Origin of the sequence: Microbacterium helvum, from assembly GCF_014779795.1 — a bacterium.
In the GTDB taxonomy this organism is placed as follows: Bacteria; Actinomycetota; Actinomycetes; order Actinomycetales; family Microbacteriaceae; genus Microbacterium; species Microbacterium helvum.
Genome location: NZ_JACXZS010000001.1, coordinates 84,255 through 104,945, shown reverse-complemented (window position 1 = coordinate 104,945; position 20,691 = coordinate 84,255). Strand labels below are relative to the sequence as shown.

The 20,691-nt window shown below is 71.3% G+C and carries 21 protein-coding genes; 10 read left to right on the top strand and 11 right to left on the bottom strand.

All coding sequences use genetic code 11. The features are described from left to right. Nucleotides 1–53: 53 nt before the first annotated feature. From IF188_RS00545 to IF188_RS00525, 5 genes are all read right to left on the bottom strand, one after another. Entirely contained in the window at nucleotides 54–842 is a 789-nt protein-coding gene (locus IF188_RS00545; protein WP_191169842.1) for an SDR family NAD(P)-dependent oxidoreductase, read from the bottom strand. Beyond that, nucleotides 839–1,723, bottom strand: coding sequence for an MBL fold metallo-hydrolase (locus IF188_RS00540; protein ID WP_191169841.1), 885 nt, complete (start codon nucleotides 1,721–1,723; stop codon nucleotides 839–841). The genes IF188_RS00545 and IF188_RS00540 overlap by 4 nt, the downstream gene beginning before the upstream one ends. A gap of 4 nt (nucleotides 1,724–1,727) precedes the next feature. Further along, the gene (locus IF188_RS00535) at nucleotides 1,728–2,999 is read right to left on the bottom strand and encodes a Gfo/Idh/MocA family protein (protein ID WP_191169840.1); all 1,272 of its coding nucleotides are present in this window, start codon (nucleotides 2,997–2,999) and stop codon (nucleotides 1,728–1,730) included. Nucleotides 3,000–3,103: 104 nt separating this feature from the next. Next, nucleotides 3,104–3,832 (bottom strand): GntR family transcriptional regulator, encoded by a 729-nt coding sequence (locus IF188_RS00530; RefSeq protein WP_318152682.1) that lies wholly within the window; start codon nucleotides 3,830–3,832, stop codon nucleotides 3,104–3,106. Nucleotides 3,833–3,943: 111 nt separating this feature from the next. Next, nucleotides 3,944–4,894 carry a PfkB family carbohydrate kinase gene (locus IF188_RS00525; RefSeq protein ID WP_191169838.1) on the bottom strand — a complete coding sequence of 317 codons (951 nt, stop codon included), beginning with the start codon at nucleotides 4,892–4,894 and terminating at the stop codon, nucleotides 3,944–3,946. 72 nt (nucleotides 4,895–4,966) lie between these two features. Between IF188_RS00525 and IF188_RS00520 the strand changes: the two genes are divergently transcribed. The 10 genes from IF188_RS00520 (at nucleotide 4,967) to IF188_RS00475 (ending at nucleotide 16,418) form a co-directional block, all read left to right on the top strand. Next, nucleotides 4,967–5,980, top strand: coding sequence for a zinc-binding dehydrogenase (locus IF188_RS00520; RefSeq protein ID WP_224751269.1), 1,014 nt, complete (start codon nucleotides 4,967–4,969; stop codon nucleotides 5,978–5,980). Next, nucleotides 5,977–6,873 carry a sugar phosphate isomerase/epimerase family protein gene (locus IF188_RS00515; protein ID WP_191169837.1) on the top strand — a complete coding sequence of 299 codons (897 nt, stop codon included), beginning with the start codon at nucleotides 5,977–5,979 and terminating at the stop codon, nucleotides 6,871–6,873. The genes IF188_RS00520 and IF188_RS00515 overlap by 4 nt, the downstream gene beginning before the upstream one ends. Beyond that, complete coding sequence (locus IF188_RS00510) at nucleotides 6,870–8,003, top strand: Gfo/Idh/MocA family protein (RefSeq protein WP_191169836.1); 1,134 nt, start codon at nucleotides 6,870–6,872, stop codon at nucleotides 8,001–8,003. Before IF188_RS00515 ends, IF188_RS00510 begins: the two co-directional genes overlap by 4 nt. Then, nucleotides 8,000–8,767: an SDR family NAD(P)-dependent oxidoreductase gene (locus tag IF188_RS00505; protein ID WP_191169835.1), complete on the top strand. Its 768-nt coding sequence runs from the start codon at nucleotides 8,000–8,002 to the stop codon at nucleotides 8,765–8,767. The genes IF188_RS00510 and IF188_RS00505 overlap by 4 nt, the downstream gene beginning before the upstream one ends. 52 nt (nucleotides 8,768–8,819) lie before the next feature. After that, nucleotides 8,820–10,835: a helicase HerA-like domain-containing protein gene (locus tag IF188_RS00500; RefSeq protein ID WP_191169834.1), complete on the top strand. Its 2,016-nt coding sequence runs from the start codon at nucleotides 8,820–8,822 to the stop codon at nucleotides 10,833–10,835. A 47-nt stretch (nucleotides 10,836–10,882) separates the two neighbouring features. After that, on the top strand, nucleotides 10,883–11,554 hold the full coding sequence (locus tag IF188_RS00495; RefSeq protein ID WP_191169833.1) for a DUF305 domain-containing protein: 672 nt from the start codon (nucleotides 10,883–10,885) through the stop codon (nucleotides 11,552–11,554). A gap of 120 nt (nucleotides 11,555–11,674) precedes the next feature. Continuing rightward, nucleotides 11,675–14,122 (top strand): FdhF/YdeP family oxidoreductase, encoded by a 2,448-nt coding sequence (locus tag IF188_RS00490; protein WP_191169832.1) that lies wholly within the window; start codon nucleotides 11,675–11,677, stop codon nucleotides 14,120–14,122. Between the two features lie 98 nt (nucleotides 14,123–14,220). Continuing rightward, on the top strand, nucleotides 14,221–15,441 hold the full coding sequence (locus IF188_RS00485) for an MFS transporter (protein WP_191169831.1): 1,221 nt from the start codon (nucleotides 14,221–14,223) through the stop codon (nucleotides 15,439–15,441). Between the two features lie 48 nt (nucleotides 15,442–15,489). Continuing rightward, nucleotides 15,490–15,969 carry a MogA/MoaB family molybdenum cofactor biosynthesis protein gene (locus IF188_RS00480; RefSeq protein ID WP_191169830.1) on the top strand — a complete coding sequence of 160 codons (480 nt, stop codon included), beginning with the start codon at nucleotides 15,490–15,492 and terminating at the stop codon, nucleotides 15,967–15,969. After that, nucleotides 15,969–16,418, top strand: coding sequence for a molybdenum cofactor biosynthesis protein MoaE (locus IF188_RS00475; RefSeq protein ID WP_191169829.1), 450 nt, complete (start codon nucleotides 15,969–15,971; stop codon nucleotides 16,416–16,418). The genes IF188_RS00480 and IF188_RS00475 overlap by 1 nt, the downstream gene beginning before the upstream one ends. Nucleotides 16,419–16,512: 94 nt before the next feature. Here IF188_RS00475 and IF188_RS00470 read toward each other — a convergent pair whose 3' ends face one another. The 6 genes from IF188_RS00470 to IF188_RS00445 are packed head-to-tail and all read right to left on the bottom strand — an operon-like array spanning nucleotide 16,513 to nucleotide 20,617. Then, entirely contained in the window at nucleotides 16,513–16,746 is a 234-nt protein-coding gene (locus IF188_RS00470) for a MoaD/ThiS family protein (RefSeq protein WP_191169828.1), read from the bottom strand. Continuing rightward, the gene (locus tag IF188_RS00465) at nucleotides 16,746–17,018 is read right to left on the bottom strand and encodes a DUF6457 domain-containing protein (protein WP_191169827.1); all 273 of its coding nucleotides are present in this window, start codon (nucleotides 17,016–17,018) and stop codon (nucleotides 16,746–16,748) included. Before IF188_RS00465 ends, IF188_RS00470 begins: the two co-directional genes overlap by 1 nt. Further along, the gene (gene mobA, locus IF188_RS00460) at nucleotides 17,015–17,647 is read right to left on the bottom strand and encodes a molybdenum cofactor guanylyltransferase (RefSeq protein ID WP_191169826.1); all 633 of its coding nucleotides are present in this window, start codon (nucleotides 17,645–17,647) and stop codon (nucleotides 17,015–17,017) included. Before mobA ends, IF188_RS00465 begins: the two co-directional genes overlap by 4 nt. Next, nucleotides 17,644–18,207 carry a cyclic pyranopterin monophosphate synthase MoaC gene (gene moaC / locus IF188_RS00455; RefSeq protein WP_224751268.1) on the bottom strand — a complete coding sequence of 188 codons (564 nt, stop codon included), beginning with the start codon at nucleotides 18,205–18,207 and terminating at the stop codon, nucleotides 17,644–17,646. The genes mobA and moaC overlap by 4 nt, the downstream gene beginning before the upstream one ends. Beyond that, nucleotides 18,204–19,451, bottom strand: a complete 1,248-nt coding sequence (locus IF188_RS00450) for a molybdopterin molybdotransferase MoeA (RefSeq protein WP_191169825.1) — start codon at nucleotides 19,449–19,451, stop codon at nucleotides 18,204–18,206. Before IF188_RS00450 ends, moaC begins: the two co-directional genes overlap by 4 nt. After that, nucleotides 19,448–20,617, bottom strand: coding sequence for a ThiF family adenylyltransferase (locus tag IF188_RS00445; protein ID WP_191169824.1), 1,170 nt, complete (start codon nucleotides 20,615–20,617; stop codon nucleotides 19,448–19,450). The genes IF188_RS00450 and IF188_RS00445 overlap by 4 nt, the downstream gene beginning before the upstream one ends. Nucleotides 20,618–20,691: the final 74 nt, after the last annotated feature.

The window sequence follows — 20,691 nt, the reverse complement described above, 5'->3', positions numbered from 1 at the left end:
CTGAGTGGTCGCGTCGACCACCCAGCGCCCGTTCGCCGTCAGCTCGTCAGGCCTCAGAAGGAATCGTCCAGCATGGAGTCGATCGAGCCGTCGATCGACTGCCCGCCGTCCACGGTGATCGTCTGACCGACGATGAAGCGGCTCTTGCTCTTGTCGGCGAGGAACACGGCGAGCTCGGCGATGTCGGCGGGGGTGCCGCCGCCGCCGAACGGGATCTTGCGGTTGAAGCCGTTGAGGTCGCGCTCGGAGTAGCGGTCGAGCGCTTTCGTGTGGATGAGGCCAGGGGCGATGCCGTTCACGTTGATCCCGTGCGCGATGAGCTCGACCGCGAGCGACTTCGTCATCATGTTGAGTCCGCCCTTCGCCGCCGAGTACGGCAGCGCCTTGCGGCGCACCCAGGTCACGTCGCCGTGGATGGAAGAGATGTTGATGATCGCTCCCTCGATGCCCTGCGCCACCATCGACCTCGCGGCGGCCTGCGCGCAGTACGCCGCAGCGCTGAGGTTGAGCGCGATCTGGCTGTCCCAGTAGTCGACGGGCATCTCGACGAACCCGCCGGCAGGCATCCGCAGGGCGCCACCGGCATTGTTGACGAGCACGTCGATGCGTCCGAAGCGATCCACGAAGCTGTCGACCATCGCCCGGGCCGCGGTCGAGTCCGACACGTCGGCGGCGAACACCTCTGCCTCGCGGCCGAATTCGCGGCACTGCCGAGCGATGCTCTCGGCGCCGTCCGCGGATGAGCGGTGATTGACGCCGACGTGATACCCGTCGCGCGCGAACGCCAGGGCGCATCCGGCGCCGATCCCGCGCGATGCTCCCGTGATGAGGACGGTCTTCATACGTGCTCCCTCTGTGCCGCGTACTGATAGGCGGCGACGGTGTGCATGGGCAGGAACATCTTCGCGGGCTCGACGCCGCCGACGTCGGCGACCAGTGCCTGCGCGACGGTGAGTGGATCCGTGACGCCGGCACGCGTCATCCCGGCCACGAATCCGCGATCGTGCTCGTAGCAGCCGATGCACGTTGCGAGGAACCGGCGCGCGGCGTCGTCGCCGATGGCGATCTCGCCCAGCGGAAGATAGGGATGCCCGCACACGATGTTGTGCACGGGAAGGCTCAGCAGCCGTTGCAGCGACGCCAGGTAGCGGGCAGGATCGAACAGCAGTGCGCACCCCTGCGAGATCGTGCCGTTCAACTGCAACGAGTCGCCGGTGATGAGCGTCCCGGTACGGATGTCGAGGAAGCACGCCGCGTCGGTGTCATGGCCGGGGGTGTGAATCGTGCGGAGGGGACCGACCATGTCGCCGTCGTCCAGCAGACGGTCGGGCTCGACGCCATCGAGCACGGGCGGCGGCGGAGCACTGTGCTCCGGGAACCTGGCGCGGATCTCGCGGCTGTAGGCGAGAGGCTCGCGCATGCGCGCGTCGGACTCGCGCAGCACGGCGACCCTGATCGATGGAGCGAGCGCACGCATCCGCGCGATGCCGCCGACGTGGTCGCCGTGGATATGCGTGGCGAGCACCCAGCCGATGTCGGAGAGCCCGAGGCCGAGCTCGGCCAGCGCCGGAACGATCGTCGAGTCCACGGTCTCGGCGCCGCCGCCGCTGTCGATGAGGATCGGAGCACCGTCGCCGAGCACCAGGACGACCCCGGTCCACACCCCCGTGAAGGGGACCTTCAGCAGGAAGACGCCGTCGACGACGGGAGTGAAGCGCTCCATCGTGTCAGAAGCTCGCGCCGATCGCGCTGTCGATGCTGGCCTGATACTCGCGCACCGCGCCGTCGAGCACGTCGTCGATCGTCACGATCGTGCCCCCTGCCGCGCCGGACTCCATCATCGCGTAGCAGAGGGCGATCGCGCGCAGTCCTTCGTCGAGCCCGACCTCGGGCTTCGTGCGAGAACGGATACACGAGCCGAACTCGGCGTACTCGATGGCCAGCAGCAGCCGGTCGACGGTCTCGAAGTCGAGCCCGTATGCCGTCGCCCGCGCGCCGCCGAAGAGCGCCGCGGTCGCATCGTCGAGTCGGAAGCCCGGCGCGAGGGGGAGGATCTCGGCGCCGGCATAGGTGCGTGTCCCGTCGAGTGTCAGGACGAGCGGCTCGCCGCTGCGGTCCTTGGGGATCTCGACCGCGCCGGCAGAGCCGTGAAGGCTGCGGGCCCAGCCCGGCCGTCCGTGCTCGGCACGGTTCTCCGCATACTGACCGATGGCGCCGGATTCGAAGTTGACCATGGCGAAGAGGGCGTCGTCGGCGGTGGCCGTGAATTCGGCCGGCATCGCCGCCTGGGACTGACCGTACACTCCGCCGGGGTTCGATGCCGGTGCGCCGCCGGTCGCGGCGGGGTTGAAGCGCGTCTTCTCGAACAGCCGCATCTGGGCGTACACGCTCGTGGCAGGGCCGAGGTAGTACTCCATCAGGTCGGTGTAGTGGGTGCCGGCATCGAACAGGATGCCGCTCTCGTCCTTCAGATGACGCCACATCGAGATCGCCATGAGATTGCCGCCGCCGCCCGAGCTCTGGTGGAAGTAGCGAAGGTCGCCGAGGACGCCCTCGTCGATGAGCGCCTTCACAAGGCGATTCGTGGGATCGCGGCGGAAGTTCTCGGCCACGCTCAGAATCCGATCCGTCCCCGCGATCTCGGCCCTGAGCGCGCGTGCGGCGGCGATCGTCAACCCGACGGGCTTCTCGACCATCACGTCGAGACCGAGGGCGATCGCGTCGGCGGCGAGCGTGTGATGGAACCTCGGCACAGTGGTGATGTCGATCGCCGCCGCGCCGGCGCGGTGTGCGGATTCCAGGTCGGTGTGAGCGGCCGGCCGTCGTCCGAGGCGCCCGGCGGCTTCGTCTGCGAGACGCTCCGCGCGCGCGTTGTCGACGTCGCACACAGCGACGAGATCGAATGGATTCAGCCCGGCCCTCTCGAGCTCGGCCAAGCCGAACACATGCCGCGTGCCCATCCCTCCGCTGCCGACGATGGCGAGGGGGATTCGTTCCATGATGGCGCGCCTTTCGGGGTCGTCTCTTCCCCGCCAATCTAGCCTGGCAATTGTGAGTATGTCAATACATGCTCACAATCGCCCATCGGCTGACGCGACGCTCGTCAGTTCTCCTCGAGGACGAGCTCGATCTCGTAGTTGTCCGATCGGTAGACGTGCTCGGCGTACTCCACCGGAGCGCCGCCGGGCTGGAAGGCTGTACGACTCACCGCGATGACGGGAAGGCGGCTGGAGATCTGAAGCAGGTCGCGTTCGTCCGGGGAAGGCAGGCGAGCCGAGATCGACTGGTGGACCACGATCGGGCCCACGCCGTGATCGTGCAGGATCGAGTAGAGGCCGCGCTGTTCGAGGTCCTCGCTCGTGATGGGGCCGAATCGTGCGGGAAGCCAGTTGTGCATGATCGTCAGGGTCTCGCCGTCGGCGTAGCGCAGGCGCTTCAATGCGATCAGCTCGGTGTCGGGGTCGAGTTCGAGTGCAGCCGCCGCTTTGGGGTTGCGTTCGTTCGCCTGGCTGAGCACTTTCGTGGTCGGATTCCGTCCCTGTGCCGACAGATCCTCGTACAGGCTCCCCTTGCTGACCCGGCGATGCACGCGCCGACTGGTGATGAACGTGCCGAGCCCGCGCTTGCGAACCAGCAGGCCCTGGTCGACGAGATAGCGGATCGCGTACCGGACGGTCGGACGCGACAATCCCAGTCGCTTGCTCATCGCGACCTCGTTCTCGACGGGGTCGCCCGGCTGCGCAGATCCATCCGTGATCGCTGCCTGCAACTGCTCGGCGAGCTGGAAGTACAGCGGAACGGGCGAGTTGCGGTCGAGTGATACGGGTATCACAGCTTCCTTCGTCGACATCCTCACCTCATTCGTTATGCAACATGTCAACTCATTATGACGACAATTCGAGCGAAATGCGCAGGGAACCGATGCCCGGCGCGCCGTCGGGAATCACGTGCGGGACTCCAAGAACGTCGCCACCTCGGTCATGGTCGGCATGGCGACCGAGCAGCCGCGCCGCGAGGCGACGATGGCGCCGGCGGCCACGGCGTGACGCATCGTATCTTCGAGCGGCAGGTCGGTGAGGATGCCGCACACGAGTTGGCCGCCGAAGGCGTCACCGGCGCCCAGCCCGTTGATCGTCTGCACCTCGAAGGACGGCTGCTCGATCAGTGAATCCCGCGTGGCCGCCGATGCGCCCTTGGAGCCCTCCTTGACCACCGCGAGGCGTGGACCTCTCTTCACCAGGGCGCGCGCGAGGTCCGCCGGCGTGCCGGTCTGACCCAGCGCGATCTCGACCTCGCGGACGTTTCCGATGACCACGTCCACGCGATCCAGCACCGGGCGCAGGCGATCGCGCAGGTCGCTCTCGGCCGACCAGAAGTCCTGTCGATAGTCGAGGTCGAGGAACACCTGGTCCGCTTCGGCGATCGCGGCGACGTGCGCCGCCGCTGATTGCTCGGAGGTGAATCCGGATGCCGTGATCCACAATGCGCGGGAGGCCGAAGCGGCTTCGCAGAGTTCGGCGGCATCCAGACTCTCCTCCGGGGGCTGCGCGTCACGGAAGAAGGTCAATGCCGGCTCGTGGGGTTCGTGCAGATCGCACACCGCGAGCGTCGTGCGACGGCCGGGAACCGCCCGGACCCAGCGTGTGTCCACGCCGAACGTCGTGAGCTGGTCGACGGCGAACTCGTGGAAGAGGTCGTCGCCCGTCCGCGTCACCACGGCGCTGCGCAACCCGGCGCGAGCGGCGGCGACGGCGACGTTCGTCGGCGATCCGCCGAGGTACTGGCGGTAGGACTCCACGTCTTTCGGGGCGCGTCCGTCCTCGGCCGGGTAGAGGTCGACGACCGCTCGTCCGACCGTCGTGACGTCAAGTGAAGGACCTCGCTGTGCAGACATAGTGACATAGTAACAATCTGCTAGAGTCCCAGGCATGTTCAGTCGAGGGCGACACGTGGAAGAACGAAACCGATGATGCAGGCTCTGCGAAAGACGGGTCCGGCAGCCGACGACATCGCGCTGCAGGACGTGCCCCGCCCCGTGGCGGCTCCCGGTCAGGTCGTCGTCGATGTCGCGGCGGCCGGGCTGTGCGGAACCGATCTGCACATCCTCGACGGCAGTTACGGTTCGCGCCCGCCGGTGACGCTCGGGCACGAGGTGAGCGGAATCATCGCGACGGTCGGCGACGGTGTCGATCCCGCGCGCGTCGGTGAGGCTGTCGCGCTCGAGACCTTCTTCTCCACGTGCGGCCGGTGTCGCGACTGCCGCGCCGGGCACCCGAACCGGTGTCAAGAGCGCGTGTCGATCGGTTCGGGCACCGACGGGGGGTTCGCAGAGCAGATCGTGGTGCCCGCCCGCAACGCGCGCCGCCTGCCGCAGCACGTCCCTGTCGAAGCGGGGGCGCTCAGCGAGCCGCTGGCATGCGTGTGCCGCTCCCTGTTCCAGCCGATGCCGGCCGTACGCGCTGCCGATCGCGTGCTCGTGATCGGTCCGGGTGCCATCGGCCTGCTCGCCGCCCAGGTCGCGAAGGTGTCCGGCGGCGAGGTGACCGTGCTCGGGACGCCGGGCGACGCGGAGCGGCTCACCGTCGCCGCGGCTCTGGGCTTCACGGCCGTCTCCGATCCCGACGACGCACCCGATGACGTCGACGTCGTCCTGGAGTGCTCGGGGTCTGCCGGCGGAATGGCCCTGGGAATCACGCGCATTCGACGCGGTGGACGGTACGTGCAGATCGGGCAGCGCGGCGATGCCGTCCCCATCGATCTCGCCCTCGTCTCGTTCCGCGAACTCGTCATCACCGGCGGCTTCGCCAGCACCCCCGACTCGTGGGACCGGGCGATGCGGCTGCTCGAGCTGCGTCTGGTCGACCTCGCGCCGCTCGTCAGCCACACCTACCGGCTGGACCAGTGGCAGGAGGCCTTCAACGCGGTGCGCACGAGCGCGGGCGTCAAGCAGCTGCTGCGTCCTGGGGCGGAGACGGCATGAGGCTCGGCTACAACACCTGGTCCGCGCCACATCTCGCCTTCGACGAGGCCGTGCGGGCGCTGTCGCGCATCGGCTACGACAGCGTGGAGGTCACGGTCTGCGAAGGGTGGCCGACCGACGCGGTCGCGGCCACCGACGAGGATGCGGCACGGTGGCGCCATTGCGCCGAAGACGTCGGTCTCCAGATCTCGAGCGTCACGGCGAACGCGCCACTGGTCTGCGACGACGACACGTGGGTCGAGAGCCGCCGACGGCTGATCCGCTCGTTCGAGGTCGCGGCCGTCCTCGGCGACGGGCGGCCGCTGCCGGTGAGTCTGGGAGCGCACAAGCCCAAGGCGCCGCTGCTGGGCGGCAACCCGCCGCCGATCGTCGCGCAGGACAGCTGGGACTCGGACCAGGCGCTCATCATCGACCGCTTCGGAGAACTCGTCGCCGACGCCGACGGCGTCGGATGCACCGTGGCGCTCGAGCCCCACGCCGGGGCCGTCGTGTCGACCCCGGAGCACGCGCTCGCCGTCCTGGACGCCGTCGCGTCCTCGGCGCTCGGAATCAACCTCGACATCTCGCACTTCGCAGTGCGCGACTTCGATCTGGCAGCTGTCGTCGCGGCACTGCTGCCGCGCGCGGTCGTGGTCGAGGTCAAAGACCACCGCCGGGCTGCCGACGGGTTCGACTTCCTGATCCCCGGCGAGGGCGAGTTCGATTACCCGGCCTTCCTCCGGCTGCTCGACGACGGCGCGTACGACGGCACCGTGTCCGTCGAGATCAGCGTGCGGCGGCAGGCGCTGCCGGACTTCGATGAGGTGCGTGCTGCTGAGCTCTCGTACCTGACGTTGTCGGAGGCGGCGCGCGCCGCAGGCATCACCCTGGGGTCAGACGGGAGCACGCGATGACCGATCCGGTCCGTGTCGGCGTGGTGGGGCTGGGCAGGTTCGGCACGATCCATGCCGAGGCCGCGGCATCCCTGGGCGGAGTGCAGCTCGCCGCGGTCTGCTCCCGCAGCCTGGCGAGAGCCGAGGAGGCCGCAGAGCGGTACCCCGGCGCGACCGCGTACGACAGCGTGGATCGCATGCTCGAGCGCGCGGACCTTGACGCCGTGCTCATCGCCACGCCGCACAAGCAGCACTTCGAACCTGCGATGCGCGCCGTCTCGGCCGGCGTCGCCGCGCTCGTCGAGAAGCCGCTGACGACCTCGCTCGCCGAGGCCGACGAGCTCGTCGTCGCTGCCGAGGAAGCAGGGGTGGCGCTCGGCACCGTCTTCCAGCGCCGGTTCGTCCCCGCCGCGCAGCGCATGCATGGCGCGATCGCCGCGGGCCGGATCGGCCGTGCGGTCGCGGCGGAGTGCCTGGCGCATCTCGGCCGTGACCGGCAGTACTACGCGCAGGACGACTGGCGGGGCACGTGGCGTGGCGAGGGAGGAGGAGTCCTGCTGACCATGGCGATCCACTACATCGACCTGATGAACTGGATGCTGGGCGCTCCGACGTCGGTCTACGGCCGGTGGGCGACGCTCAAGCACGCCGACTACATCGACGTCGAGGACGTCGCGGGCGCCGTTGTCACCTACGAGGGCGGCGCGATCGCGACGGTGCAGGCGACGACGGCGTTCGAGAACGGCTTCGCGTCCGAGCCCAGCACGACGGTCGGCTATCGAGCACCGGGCTTCCGGCTGGCGGTGCACGGGACGGCCGGCCACAGCGTCGGCATCGCCGAGAGCCCCGAGCTGGCACAGGCGACCAACGACCTGTGGACATTCGACGGAGAGGAGGAGCGCATGGCCGTGTGGCGGAGGGAGGAGTCCGGACGCACCAGTGTGCCCGAGTTCCACGGGCGCCAGATCGCAGAGTTCCTCGATGCCGTGCGCGGTCGTCGTGCTCCCGCGGTGACCGGCCGCGACGGCCTCATGGCGCTCGAAGTGATCAAGGGCGTGTACCTCGCGCAGGAGAGGCGTGCTGGGGTGCCGCTGCCCATGTCAGAGGACGATAGACGCGCCGCCGACCGGCTCACGGAGGGCGCAGCATGAGCGTCGCAGCGCGCGTCGCGCTGGTCACCGGTGGTGCGACGGGAATCGGACGCGCGACCTGCCTCGAGCTTGCGCGACGGGGGATCGCAGAGATCCACATCGGCTACTCGCGATCGGAGGACGCAGCGCGGAGCCTCGGCGTCGAGCTGCGGGCGCTCGGGGCCACTGCGCACCCGCTGAGAATCGACGTGTCCGACCAGGACTCCGTGCGGCGCGCCGCCTCGCAGGTGATCGGCACGAGCGGCGGGCTCGACATCCTCGTCAACAGCGCGGGAACCACGAGGAAGATCGAGTTCTCAGACCTCGATGCGATCACCCCCGAGCTGTGGGACGAGATCCTCGGGACGAACCTGCTGGGTGCGTTCTGGGTCTGCCAGGCGTTCGCGGAGTCGCTGAAGGACCGCGGCGGGTCGATCGTCAACGTGTCGTCGATCTCGGCGACACGGGTGGTGGGCAGCTCCCTTCCCTACAGCGTGAGCAAGGCGGGGCTGGCGCAGCTGACCCGGGCGTTGGCCGTCGCGCTTGCGCCCGCCGTCCGCGTCAACGCGGTCGCCCCGGGGACCGTCGTGTCGGGTTGGCACGAGCGGCTGGTCGGTGCCGAGAACGCCAGAGCCGGGTTCGAGGCCGAAGCGCGCTCGGTGCCGATGGGCCGGCTCGCTGACGCCGGTGACATCGGCGAGGCGATCGCTTCCGTGGCGCTCGACTTCGGTTTCGTCACGGGGCAGGAGATCGTCGTCGACGGCGGCAAGGCGCTTCGCTACTGAGCGGATCGACGATCGGATGCTGCCACCCGGGGCCCGTGGCTAGGCTGACGCCATGACTGCCGCTGCGCCCGAGCCCACCGCATCAGATCCGGCCGTCGCGGCCGCCGAGGCGGAGCTCGCGCGGCTGCGCGCCGAAGCCGACGCCGCCGAGGCGCAACTGAAGGCCGCGCAGGCCAGGGCCGCGCTCGCGGCAGCCGAGGCCGAGGCCGCGAAGGCCCGCGCCGGCGGCTCCTCGACGAGTTCAGGGGCCGGGGACGCAGCACCCGCAGACGCACCCGCGGCCCCCGCCCCCGCGCCAGAACAGGCGTCCTCGCCGGGCCAGGCCGACACCGTCGCAGAAGCACCTGTCGCGGCAGAGGCACCTGTTCCGGGCAGCGGAGAGTCGGCGGCATCCACCACACCCGCCCCGCCGGCCGAAGGCGCGCCGCTGGACGCCGACGAGGTCGCGGCGATCGTGAAGGGGTACACGTTCGAGGCGACGACGCTCGACCTGGGCGCGCTCGTCAACGGCGAGCCCGTCGCCGAGGCGCAGATCCGCATCCCGCTCGCGATGATGAACCGTCACGGCCTCGTCGCCGGGGCGACCGGCACCGGAAAGACCCGCACGCTGCAGGGGCTGGCCGAGCAGCTCGCGGCCAAGGGCGTGCCGGTGTTCGCGGCGGACATCAAGGGCGACCTGTCGGGCGTCGCCACGCCGGGCGAGCCGAACGACAAGCTGCTGGCGCGCACGAGCGCGATCGGCCAGGACTGGAAGCCCGAGGCCTCGGTCACCGAGTACTTCGCCCTCGGCGGGGTCGGCAAGGGCGTGCCGGTACGTGCGACGGTGTCGGGCTTCGGGCCGCTGCTGCTGAGCAAGGTGCTGGGCCTGAACGCCACGCAGGAGTCGAGCCTGGGGCTGGTGTTCCACTACGCCGACGCGAACGGGCTGGCGCTCGTCGACCTGTCGGATCTGCGCGCGGTGCTCACGCACCTCACGAGCCCCGAGGGCAAGGCCGAGCTGAAGGAGCTCGGCGGTCTGTCGGCGGCGACGGCCGGCGTGATCCTGCGTGAGCTGATCACCTTCGCGGATGCCGGCGCCGATGTCTTCTTCGGCGAGCCCGAGTTCGCCGTGACCGACTTCCTGCGGACGGCGCCGGACGGGCGCGGCTTCGTCAGCCTGCTCGAGGTGCCGGGAGTGATCGACAAGCCGGCGCTGTTCTCGACGTTCCTGATGTACCTGCTCGCCGAGCTGTTCGAGATCCTGCCCGAGGTGGGGGATGCCGACAAGCCGAAGCTGGTGTTCTTCTTCGACGAGGCGCACCTGCTGTTCAAGGACGCGTCGAAGGACTTCCTCGCCGCGATCACCCAGACCGTGCGGCTCATCCGCTCGAAGGGCGTCGGCGTGTTCTTCGTGACGCAGACCCCGAAGGATGTGCCGTCCGACGTGCTCGCCCAGCTCGGCTCGCGAGTGCAGCACGCGCTGCGCGCCTTCACGCCCGACGACGCCAAGGCGCTGCGCGCCACCGTCGGCACCTACCCGAAGTCGGGCTACGACCTGGAGCGCGTGCTGCAGGAGCTCGGCACCGGCGAAGCGATCGTCACCGTCATGAGCGAGAAGGGCGCGCCGACCCCGGTCGCGTGGACGCGACTGCGGGCGCCGCAGGGCCTCATGTCGCCGACGCCGGATCCTGCGATCGAGGCCGCCGTCAAGGCGTCGCCGCTGCTGGCGAAGTACGGCACCGCGATCGATCGAGAGTCGGCACGCGAGATCCTCGCCGCCAAGATGAAGGCTGCCGACGACGCGGCCGCGGCCGAGGAGGCGGCGCTGGCCAAGGCCAAGGCGGACGCCGAGTACGCCAAGCAGAAGGCCGCGATCGACAAGCAGCAGGCGGCGGCCGACAAAGCCGCGGCGGCGGCCGAGAAGAAGGCGCAGCAGGAGTACGAGCGGCTGCTCAAGAAGACGGCGGGTACGACGCGCACGTCGCGCAGTTCACAGAAGTCCCCCATCGAACAGATCCTGAACTCCAAGTCGACGCAGACTATCCTCGGGGGAGTGATCCGCGGGATCTTCGGCACCGGCAGGCGCTGAGACCCTTCTCGACCGCGGATCGACCTCTCGATCCGGAAGGCCTTCGCGTGCGCAGACCGAAGACCGTCGCCGTGCTCGCGGCGGCCATCGTGGCCGCCGCCGCCGGTGCGACGCTCGCGGTGCTCGGCGTGCCCGTCGGGGAGTCGTCGCCGGCCGAGGCCGTGCCGAGCACGCGTCCGTCGACGGACGGGCAGGGCGTGACGGCATCCCGGCCCTCGCCAGAGGTCGATGAGACCGTGACCGCCGACGACTACTGCTACGTCGAGGCCATGATCTACTACCGGGTCAAAGAGGAGGAGCTCGCCCAGACGCTGCTGCGCAAGGACGGCATCGCCGCGGACGCCGAGGCATACGCGAAGAGCGTCGTGGCCGCCGACCTCGCCGAGCTCGACGATCTGCGTGCATGGTATGTCTCGTGGGCTCCGGCCCGCCCCCTCGAGCCGCCCGTCGACGGCCCCTGCGGCGGTCACGGTTCTGACCACGCGCAGATGCCCGGCATGCCGACGTGGTCGGCCGAGCAGGGACTCGTCGACGCGCAGTCGCCCGATGCCGAGCGCCGGTTCGCCGAGCTCGTGCGTGACCAGAACGCGGGCATGGCCGCCCTCGTGACCCTGATCCTCGACGGCGACCCGCACCCCGATGTGCAGGCGTCGGCCGAGGCCGTGCTCGAACGCGCGCGGACGGATGCTGTCACGCTCGACGGTCTGCTCGCTCCCTGATCCCCGTCGCCGGGCCTGCTTCCCCATCGTTCATCCGTCACAGATGTACGCCGTACCGGGGGATCGGCGTACATCTGTGACGAATGAACCTGAGGGGCGGGTGAGGCATAGCCTGGGGGCATGGCGACGAAGCCCCCGGCAGCGGACATCGACGAATCCCTCGTGCGCGTGACACGACCCAAGAAGGTCGCCGTCGGCGTGCCCGCGGTGCTGCACGCGCTGCAGATCGCGAACGAGCAGATGGGTGTGACGCGCTCGGCGCAGACGCTGCTGCGCGTCAACCAGAAGGACGGCTTCGACTGCCCGGGGTGCGCGTGGCCCGAGGAGGACAAGCGGCACATCGCCGAGTTCTGCGAGAACGGCGCGAAGGCCGTCGCCGAAGAGGCGACGCTGCGCCGCGTCGGTCCGGAGTTCTTCGCGGAGCACTCGCTCGACGAGCTGCGCGCGCACGACGACTGGTGGCTCGGCCAGCAAGGGCGGCTGACGCATCCGATGGTCCTCGAAGAGGGGGCGACCCACTACCGGCCGATCTCGTGGGACGACGTGCTCGCGCTCGTCGCCGACGAGCTGCGCGGCCTCGACGACCCCGACCAGGCGGTGTTCTACACCTCGGGCCGTACGTCGAACGAGGCGGCGTTCCTGTACCAGCTGCTCGTGCGCGGGCTCGGCACGAACAACCTGCCGGACTGCTCGAACATGTGCCACGAGTCCTCGGGTTCGGCGTTGACCGAGACCATCGGCATCGGCAAGGGCACCGTGTCGATCGACGACATCCACGAGACCGATCTGCTGATCGTCGCGGGCCAGAACCCGGGCACGAACCACCCGCGCATGCTGTCGGCGCTCGAGAAGGCCAAGCAGCGGGGCGCCACCATCATCGCGGTGAACCCGCTGCCCGAGGCCGGGCTGCTGCGCTTCGAGAACCCGCAGACGGTGCGCGGCGTCGCCTTCGGCGGCACGCAGCTCGCCGACGGGTTCGTGCAGATCCGCCTGGGCGGCGACCAGGCGCTGTTCCAGGCGATCGGCAAGCACCTGCTCGAGGCCGAAGATGCGGCCGGCGGTGTGCTCGACCACGAGTTCATCGCGGCGCACACGAGCGGCTTCGAGGCGTACCGGCAGGCGATGAACGATGCCTCGTGGCCCGACCTGGTGGCGGCCACCGGCATCCCCGAAGACGCGCTGCGCCGCGTCGGCGAGGCGGTGCGCACGTCGAAGGCGACGATCGTGTGCTGGGCGATGGGGCTCACGCAGCACAAGCACTCGGTGGCGACGCTGCGTGACGTCGTGAACGTGCTGCTGCTGCAGGGCAACATCGGTCGCGCGGGCGCGGGCGTGTGCCCGGTGCGCGGGCACTCCAACGTGCAGGGCGACCGCACCGTCGGCATCTACGAGAAGCCGGCTGAGGCCTTCCTGGCGGCCCTCGACCGCGAGTTCGCGTTCACCGCGCCCCGCGCCCACGGCTTCGACACCGTCGAGGCCATCCGCGCGATGCGGGACGGCCGCGTCCGGGTCTTCGTCGGCATGGGCGGCAACTTCGTGTCGGCGACACCCGATACCGCCGTCGTCGAGGCGGGGATGGCGAACGTCGGGCTCACCGTGCACGTGTCGACGAAGCTCAACCGCTCGCACGTCGTGACCGGGCGCCGCGCGCTCATCCTGCCCACGCTCGGCCGCACCGACCGAGACCGCCGCGCCGGCGCGGACGGCACGGTGCGCGAGCAGCGCGTCACCGTCGAAGACTCCATGGGCGCCGTCCACTCCTCGCGCGGACGGCTGGCCCCGCCCTCCGACGACCTGCTGAGCGAGGTCGCGATCGTCGCCCGGCTGTGCGAGCTGGTCTTCGGGGAGCGAGGGGATGCCGGCGCCCCGGCACCCTCGGCCGGCACCACGTCGACCGACCGGGGGCTGCCCGAGCACGGTGCCGTCGAGCCGGAGCGTCCCGACCCGACCGGGGTGCGGCATCCACGCAACGTCCCTCACGCCGACTGGGCCGCGCTCGAGAGCGACTACGCACTCATCCGCGCGCACATCCAACGCGTGATCCCGGGGTTCGACGACTACGAGCAGCGCATCGACAAGGGGCGCACGCTGCATCTGCCGAACGGGCCGCGTGACGCGCGGACGTTCGCGACCCCGGACGGTCGCGCGCGGTTCACGGTGAATCCGCTCGAGTATCCCGTGATCCCGCCCGGCAGGCTGTTGCTGCAGACACTGCGCTCGCACGACCAGTACAACACCACGATCTACGGCAAGGACGACCGCTACCGGGGCATCCACGGCGGACGCCGGGTCGTGCTCGTGAACGCCCACGACATCGACGCGCTGGGCTTCGCCGAGGGCGACACCGTCGACCTCGTGTCGGAGTGGGCCGGGCCGGGCGGCGCCGTCGAGGAGCGGCGTGCGGACGCGTTCCGCGTCGTGGCGTATTCGACGCCGCGCGGCAACGCCGCGGCGTACTACCCCGAGACGAACGTGCTCGTGCCGCTGGACTCGGTCGCCGACGTGTCGGGCACGCCGACGTCGAAGTCGGTGGTGGTGCGGCTGGAGCGCCGCCGCGACGCCGGGTAGCGGCATCCGTCACTCCGGACGCACCGAGGTGCCCCGGCGACCATTGCGCCGCCGACACGCACGCCGATACGTTCGGGCATGACGACGGGAGAACCCACATGAGCACGATTGTCGACGCCGAGACCCAGCCCTCGTTGAAGGGCGGACTGGGTCAAGTCATCCTTGCGACACTCGCCTCCACAGTGGGGTTCTGGGCCTGGATGGCGATCTCGCCGCTGCAGGGCGTGTACGCCGACGAGATGAGTCTCGACCAAGGCCAGATCTCGGTCATGCTGGCGATGCCGGTGCTCGTCGGTGCGCTGGGCCGGGTGCCGGTGGGCGCCTTCACCGATCGTTTCGGCGGTCGCCGTGTGTTCACGCTCGTACTGCTGGCCGGGGTGCCGGCGGTGCTTCTGGTGGCGCTGGCGGGCTCCATCGCGAGCTTTCCGCTGCTGCTGTTCGCGGGCTTCCTGCTGGGCATCCCCGGCACGATCTTCGCTGCCGGCATCCCGTTCTCCAGCGCGTGGTACGCGCCCGCGCGTCGCGGCTTCGCGACCGGCGTGTTCGGCATGGGCATGATCGGCACGGCCGTGTCGGCGTTCTTCACCCCGCGGCTGGCGCTCAGCATCGGCTACCTGCCGACGCACTTCCTGATCGCGGGGATCATGGTGGCCATGGCGGCGCTGGTGTGGTTCGTGATGCGCGACTCGCCCGCCTGGACGGCCAGCCGTCAGCCGCTCATCCCGAAGGTCGTCGGAGCGCTGAAGCTGCCGATCACGTGGGAGATGTCATTCCTCTACGCGATCGTCTTCGGTGGTTTCGTCGCGTTCTCGACCTTTCTGCCGAAGTACCTCACCACCATCTATCCGGATGATGTGGATGCCGTCGGCGCGGGCACCCGGACTGCGATGTTCGCGGCGGCCGCGGTGATCGCCCGCCCGATCGGCGGGGTGCTGGCCGACAAGTTCGGCCCGAAGGTGATCTCGCTCATCTCGCTCGCCGGCATCGTCGCCGCCGCCTATGTCGTCGGCCAGCAGCCGCCCGAGGGCGTGCTGACGGGGACGGTGTTCCTGCTCATGGCGGCAGCCATGGGCCTCGGCATGGGCGCGGTGTTCGCGTGGGTGGGTCCGTCCACCCCGCCCGACAAGGCGGGAGCCGTCACCGGTGTCGTCGCCGCCGCGGGCGGTCTCGGCGGCTACTTCCCGCCGCTGGTGATGGGCGCGACCTACAACGCCGAGACCAACTCGTATGCGCTCGGTCTGTGGCTGCTGATCCTCGTGGCCGCGGGCGCGCTCGTCGTCGCGGGCATGCTGCGTGACGCAAGGCCGGTGAAGGCCTGACCACCGCGGGCGCGGCCGCGGGCGCCGATCCTGTCTAGGCTGGGGAACATGACCCGAGCCGCCGTCGTGACCGTGTCGGACCGGGCGGCCGAGGGCGCTCGATCCGACGCCAGCGGACCCGTCGCGGTGGCAGCCCTGCGCGAGGCGGGATTCGCGTGCGACGACGCCGTCATCGTGCCCGACGGCGCCGACAGCGTGGAGCGAGCGCTGACCGCGCTCGTCGTCGCCGGTGTGGGACTCGTCATCACCACGGGCGGCACGGGTGTCGCGCCCCGCGACCAGACGCCTGAGGGCACCGCACGCGTCGTGACCCGCGAAGTGCCGGGCCTCGCCGAGGAGCTGCGCCGTCGCGGTGCGGCCGAGAAGCCGGCCGGCATGCTCACCCGCGGCATCGCCGGCGTCGTGGACCCGCACGGCGTGCTGGTGGTGAATCTGCCGGGCTCACCCGCGGGCGTCGCCTCGGGCATGCCGGTCGTCCTGTCGGTCGCGCGGCACGTGCTCGATCAGCTCGAAGGCGGCGACCACTGATGTCAGGCTTCGAGAGCGGCGCCGGCGCCGTGCGGCTGGCCGCGATCAGCGGTGCGGCGCTCGACCTCGACGCGCACCTGCGGGCCGTCGACGACCCTCGCATGGGTGCGGTGACGACGTTCGTCGGGCGTGTGCGCGACCACGACCCCGACGCGGCCGAGGCGGTCGTGGCACTGGAGTACTCCGCGCATCCGGACGCGCCGGCCACGCTCGCGCGGCTCGCGGCTGAGGCCGTGGGATCGTCGGGGGCGCTCGTCGCGGTCTCGCACCGGGTCGGCACGCTCGCCGTGGGCGATGCGGCCGTGGTCATCGCGGTCGCCGCCGCGCATCGGGCCGAGGCCTTCGAAGTGTGCCGCACGCTCATCGAGACCATCAAGACCGGTCTGCCGGTGTGGAAGCGTCAGCTCGAAGCCGACGGCACCGCCACCTGGCTCGGCCTCGGCGGCTGACGGCGCGGGTGCGGGCTGCGCGGGTCCCCGCAGCGGCGCGCGCGGCCGTCGCGCGCACTCGGCCGCCGCGGCGCCCCGAGCCCCAAGGCCGAATTCAGCCCCCGGCGAAGGGCGGCAGCACGTCGACGAGGTCGTCGGCGCCGAGCGGCGTGTCGTCGGAGACGCGCGAGCCGCCGACGAGGACGGCGCAGCGGGGGAGGATGCCGCCGAGCCCGGGATGCGCGGTCGACACCGCCGCGCGCAGCGCGCCGAGGGTGGTCTCGGTGCGGCGCTCGGTGTCGAGCCCGGTGGCCTCCTGCGCGGCGGCGAAGTAGCGGACGACGGCCACTACTGCTGCTCCCACCCCTCGGCGAGGTCGGCGACTTCGCGGAGCGCCGCCAGCACCTCGGCCGGGTCGGTGCCGGCGCGGCCGGCGGCAAGACCCGCGGCGAACGCCCCGAGCGGGGCGGCCGGGCGGGCGACGCTGTTCGCGACCACCTTGGTCAGGTCGAGCACCGCGGCGACCGGCACGTCGTCCGGCGACAGACCGAGTCGTTCGCGCAGCGCGGCGGCCCAGTCGTCGAGCGCTTCGGGCGGAAGGGTGCGGGACTGATCGCTCATGACGGCTCCTCACCGGCGGTGTGCAGGTCGGTTGCGGCGCCCGCGCGAGCACGGGCCTCTTCCAGATCCTGCCATGTGTCGACGTCGCGGGTCTCGTTTCCGGGCGCGGTCACGACGGTGATGGCCAGGTCGTCCAGGAGCGCGCGCATCGAGGCGTCCCGCCCGTCGTCCGCGAGAGTGGATGCCGCCGGCCGCAGCGCGCGCGTGCGGTAGGCGCCGATGAGCCATTGCGGGCGGCTCGACGCGTCGCCGAGGCAGAGTCCGTCGGTGTCGGAGGGGAGGAGCACGATGTCGTCCACGAGCCGGCGCACCGCCGCGTGGACAGAGGGAAGGTCGCATGCCAGCAGCAGCGTCCACTCGGGGTCGTCCGCCTCCGGCCACGAGGCGAGCGCGGCGACGGTCGCCGCCGCCGGGCCCGAGAACGGGGGGTCCTCGCGCACCCACGTGACCGGGAGCGACTCGTCGAGCACGGGCGCCACGACGGTGACGGGGTGTGCGCCGGCGTCGAGTGCAGCCCGAGCGGCGGCGGCGAGCAGCGTGCGCCCGCCCACGTCGAACAGCGGCTTCACGGCGCCGTCGACGCGGGTCGCGCGGCCGCCGGCGAGCAGGATGGCTCCGAGCCGGGTCACGGCCGGAGATCTCCGGTCTCACCCGGCCTGGTCCAGTCGCCGCTCTTGCCGCCCGTCTTCGCGACGATCCGCACGTGCTCGATCGACGTGGCCTTGTCGAGCCCCTTCACCATGTCGACCACGGCGAGGGCGGCCACCGAGACGGCGGTGAGAGCCTCCATCTCGACGCCGGTGCGGTCGGCGGTGCGGACAGTGGCCTCGACCGCCACGCCGTCGTCGTCGATCGACAGGTCGACCGCGGCGCCGTGCACGCCGATGACGTGAGCGAGCGGCAGCAGCTCGGGGGTGCGCTTGGCCGCCTGGATGCCGGCGATCCGCGCCACCGCGAGCACATCGCCCTTGGGCACGGCGCCGTCGCGCAGAGCGGCGACGACGTGGGGCGCGCAGCGGACGAACCCGCGCGCGGTCGCGGAGCGCACCGTCGGCTGCTTGAGCGTGACGTCGACCATACGAGCGTGTCCCGCGGCATCGAGATGGGTGAAGGCCGGCCCGGGCTCCGGCGACGAAGGGCTCGTCGGCTCGGAGTCGCTGGGGGCAGGGGTCGACTCGTCGCGCGTCATGAGATCAGCATGACATCGACGAGGTCGCCCTCGGTCACGGCGTCCACCGCGGCGGGAACGACGGCGTACGCCTCGGCGCGGCCCAGGCCGCCGGCCAGGTGCGAGCCGCCGGGGGTCGCCGGCCGCACGCGCCAGCCGCGCGGGTCGGCGCGGTCGATGACCGCCGGAAGATACTGCCGCCGGCCGGGCGGAGTGCGCCAGCCCGCCGCTGCGGGCAGCGACACCACCGGACGCACCGTCGACGCGCGTCCCTGCAGCCGCAGCAGCGCGGGGCGCACGAACACCTCGAACGACACCGCGGCGCTGACCGGATTGCCCGGCAGCCCGAACAGCAGGGCACCGGACGGCAGCCGGCCGAAACCCTGCGGCTTGCCGGGCTGCATCGCCAGCTTCGTGAACGTCATCGTGCGCGCCAGCGTCGTCTTGACGACCTCGTAGGCTCCGGCGCTGACGCCGCCCGAGAACACCACCACGTCGGCCGGGCCGCCGGGTGCGTCCGGCGCGCTGACCTCGGTCAGCAGTGCGTCCAGCAGCGCGGGTTCATCGGGAACACTGTCGCGTCGCACCACGACCGCGCCCGTGTCGGCCGCGAGGCCGCTCAGCAGCACGCTGTTCGACTCGGGGATCTGGCCGCGACGCAGCTCCTCTCCGGGGGCGACGAGCTCGCTGCCGGTGGAGATGACGGCGACGCGCGGACGCCGTGCCACCACGATCTCGGCGACCCCGGCGGCGGCCGCCGCGGCCGCCTGCAGCGGGCCGAGCAGGATGCCCGCGGGCAGCACCTCGGCGCCCACCCGGGCGTCCTCGCCGGAACGCCGGATGTGCGCGCCGACGGCGCGCGGCGCACGCAGCACGCGCACCAGGTCGAGCGAGTCCTCCAAGCCGCCGACGGTGTCTTCGAACGGCACGACGGCGTCGGCGTCCGTGGGGACCGGCGATCCCGTCATGATGCGGGCGGCCTCACCCGGCGCGAGCGCGGGGTCGTCGGCCGTGCCCGCCGGCAGATCGGCGACGACCCGGAGGACGGCGGGCGCGGTGTCGGAGGCATCCCTCACATCCGCGAAGCGCACGGCGAAGCCGTCCATGGCGGAGTTGTCGAACACCGGGATGTCGACGGCCGCCCGCACCGGCTCGCGCAGGGTGCGCCCGTAGGCGGCTGTCAGGGCGACGGTCTCGCCGCCGAGCGGCGAGACCGCGGCCATCACGTCGGCGAGATGCTCCTCGACCGTGCGCAACCCGCTCACATCGCCTCGCTCAGCGCGTCGGCGGGCACCGTCGGGTGCGGCCAGGCGTCGATCCCGCCGGCGAGGACTGCAGCCTCGACCCCGGCATCGCGCAGGGCGCGGGCCGCCCGCTGCGCCCGCATTCCCACCTGGCAGACGACGACGACTCGTCCGAACGCCACGTCCGACGGCTGCGCGAGCACCTCCGCGAGCGGCACGAGCACCGATCCGGGGATCACCCCGCGCGCCGTCTCGACGGGCTCGCGCACATCCAGCACGACGGCGCCGCTGCGCTGAGCGCTCAACGTCTGCTCGGGCGTCAGCTGCGCAATCGGCGCAGTGTCAGCGGGATGGGCGGGTGGCGCAACCGGGACACCGGCGGCCCGAGCCGGCTCGGGCGCCGTGTTCGCCGCAGGCGCGGCAGCAGGCCGCAGCGGCACCTCGTCGGTGCGCCCGCGCAGCGCGTCGATCACGAGGACGCGGCCGAACAGCGGCTCGCCGATCCCGGTCACGAGCTTGATCGCCTCGGTCGCCAGCAGCGAGCCGAGCTGCAGGCACAGAGTGCCGAGCACGCCCACCTGTGCGCACGAGGGCGTGTCGGCCGCGGCATCCGGCGGATACAGATCCGCGAGCACGATCGGCGCCGTGCCGGCGGGCGGCGCCGACCAGAACACCGTCGCCTGCGCGTGGAACTCCTGCACGACGCCCCACACCAGCGGCACGCCGAGGGCCTCGCAGGCCGCCGCGACGAGCTCACGCGTCGGGAACGTGTCGGTGCCGTCGATCACGACGTCGGCGCCGGCGAGCAGTTCGCGTGCATTGTCGGCGTTCAGCCGCGCGCGCAGGGGGCGCACCACGGTGGCGGGTGACAGCTCGGCGGCGACGCGCACGGCCGAGTCGACCTTCGCCGCGCCCACGTCGGTGACGCGGTGCATCACCTGACGCTGGAGATTGGATGCCTCGACCTCGTCGTCGTCGATCACGGTCAGCGTCCCGACACCGGCCGCCGCCAGTGCCAGCACCGCCGGGGAGCCGAGCCCGCCGGCGCCGACGATCGCGACGTGCGCCGCGGCGAGGCGCCGCTGGGCGACGTCGCCGAAGCCGGCGAGCACGCGATGGCGCGCCGTGCGCGTCTGCTCGGCGTGGCTCAGCGCGGCGACCGGCTGCACGAGCGGGGGAAAGGCCATGCCCACAGGCTAGCTTTCGCACGGTGCCCGCGGGTCGCATCCGCAGATGCGGAGGATTCTCAGCGAGAACGCCG

Coding starts and splice junctions, on each gene's coding strand:
- IF188_RS00545 (WP_191169842.1), bottom strand. CDS start 842: ATGAAGACCGTCCTCATCACGGGAGCATCGCGCGGGATCGGCGCCGGA.
- IF188_RS00540 (WP_191169841.1), bottom strand. CDS start 1,723: ATGGAGCGCTTCACTCCCGTCGTCGACGGCGTCTTCCTGCTGAAGGTC.
- IF188_RS00535 (WP_191169840.1), bottom strand. CDS start 2,999: ATGGAACGAATCCCCCTCGCCATCGTCGGCAGCGGAGGGATGGGCACG.
- IF188_RS00525 (WP_191169838.1), bottom strand. CDS start 4,894: ATGTCTGCACAGCGAGGTCCTTCACTTGACGTCACGACGGTCGGACGA.
- IF188_RS00520 (WP_224751269.1), top strand. CDS start 4,967: ATGATGCAGGCTCTGCGAAAGACGGGTCCGGCAGCCGACGACATCGCG.
- IF188_RS00515 (WP_191169837.1), top strand. CDS start 5,977: ATGAGGCTCGGCTACAACACCTGGTCCGCGCCACATCTCGCCTTCGAC.
- IF188_RS00510 (WP_191169836.1), top strand. CDS start 6,870: ATGACCGATCCGGTCCGTGTCGGCGTGGTGGGGCTGGGCAGGTTCGGC.
- IF188_RS00505 (WP_191169835.1), top strand. CDS start 8,000: ATGAGCGTCGCAGCGCGCGTCGCGCTGGTCACCGGTGGTGCGACGGGA.
- IF188_RS00500 (WP_191169834.1), top strand. CDS start 8,820: ATGACTGCCGCTGCGCCCGAGCCCACCGCATCAGATCCGGCCGTCGCG.
- IF188_RS00490 (WP_191169832.1), top strand. CDS start 11,675: ATGGCGACGAAGCCCCCGGCAGCGGACATCGACGAATCCCTCGTGCGC.
- IF188_RS00485 (WP_191169831.1), top strand. CDS start 14,221: ATGAGCACGATTGTCGACGCCGAGACCCAGCCCTCGTTGAAGGGCGGA.
- IF188_RS00480 (WP_191169830.1), top strand. CDS start 15,490: ATGACCCGAGCCGCCGTCGTGACCGTGTCGGACCGGGCGGCCGAGGGC.
- IF188_RS00475 (WP_191169829.1), top strand. CDS start 15,969: ATGTCAGGCTTCGAGAGCGGCGCCGGCGCCGTGCGGCTGGCCGCGATC.
- IF188_RS00465 (WP_191169827.1), bottom strand. CDS start 17,018: ATGAGCGATCAGTCCCGCACCCTTCCGCCCGAAGCGCTCGACGACTGG.
- moaC (WP_224751268.1), bottom strand. CDS start 18,207: ATGACGCGCGACGAGTCGACCCCTGCCCCCAGCGACTCCGAGCCGACG.
- IF188_RS00445 (WP_191169824.1), bottom strand. CDS start 20,617: ATGGCCTTTCCCCCGCTCGTGCAGCCGGTCGCCGCGCTGAGCCACGCC.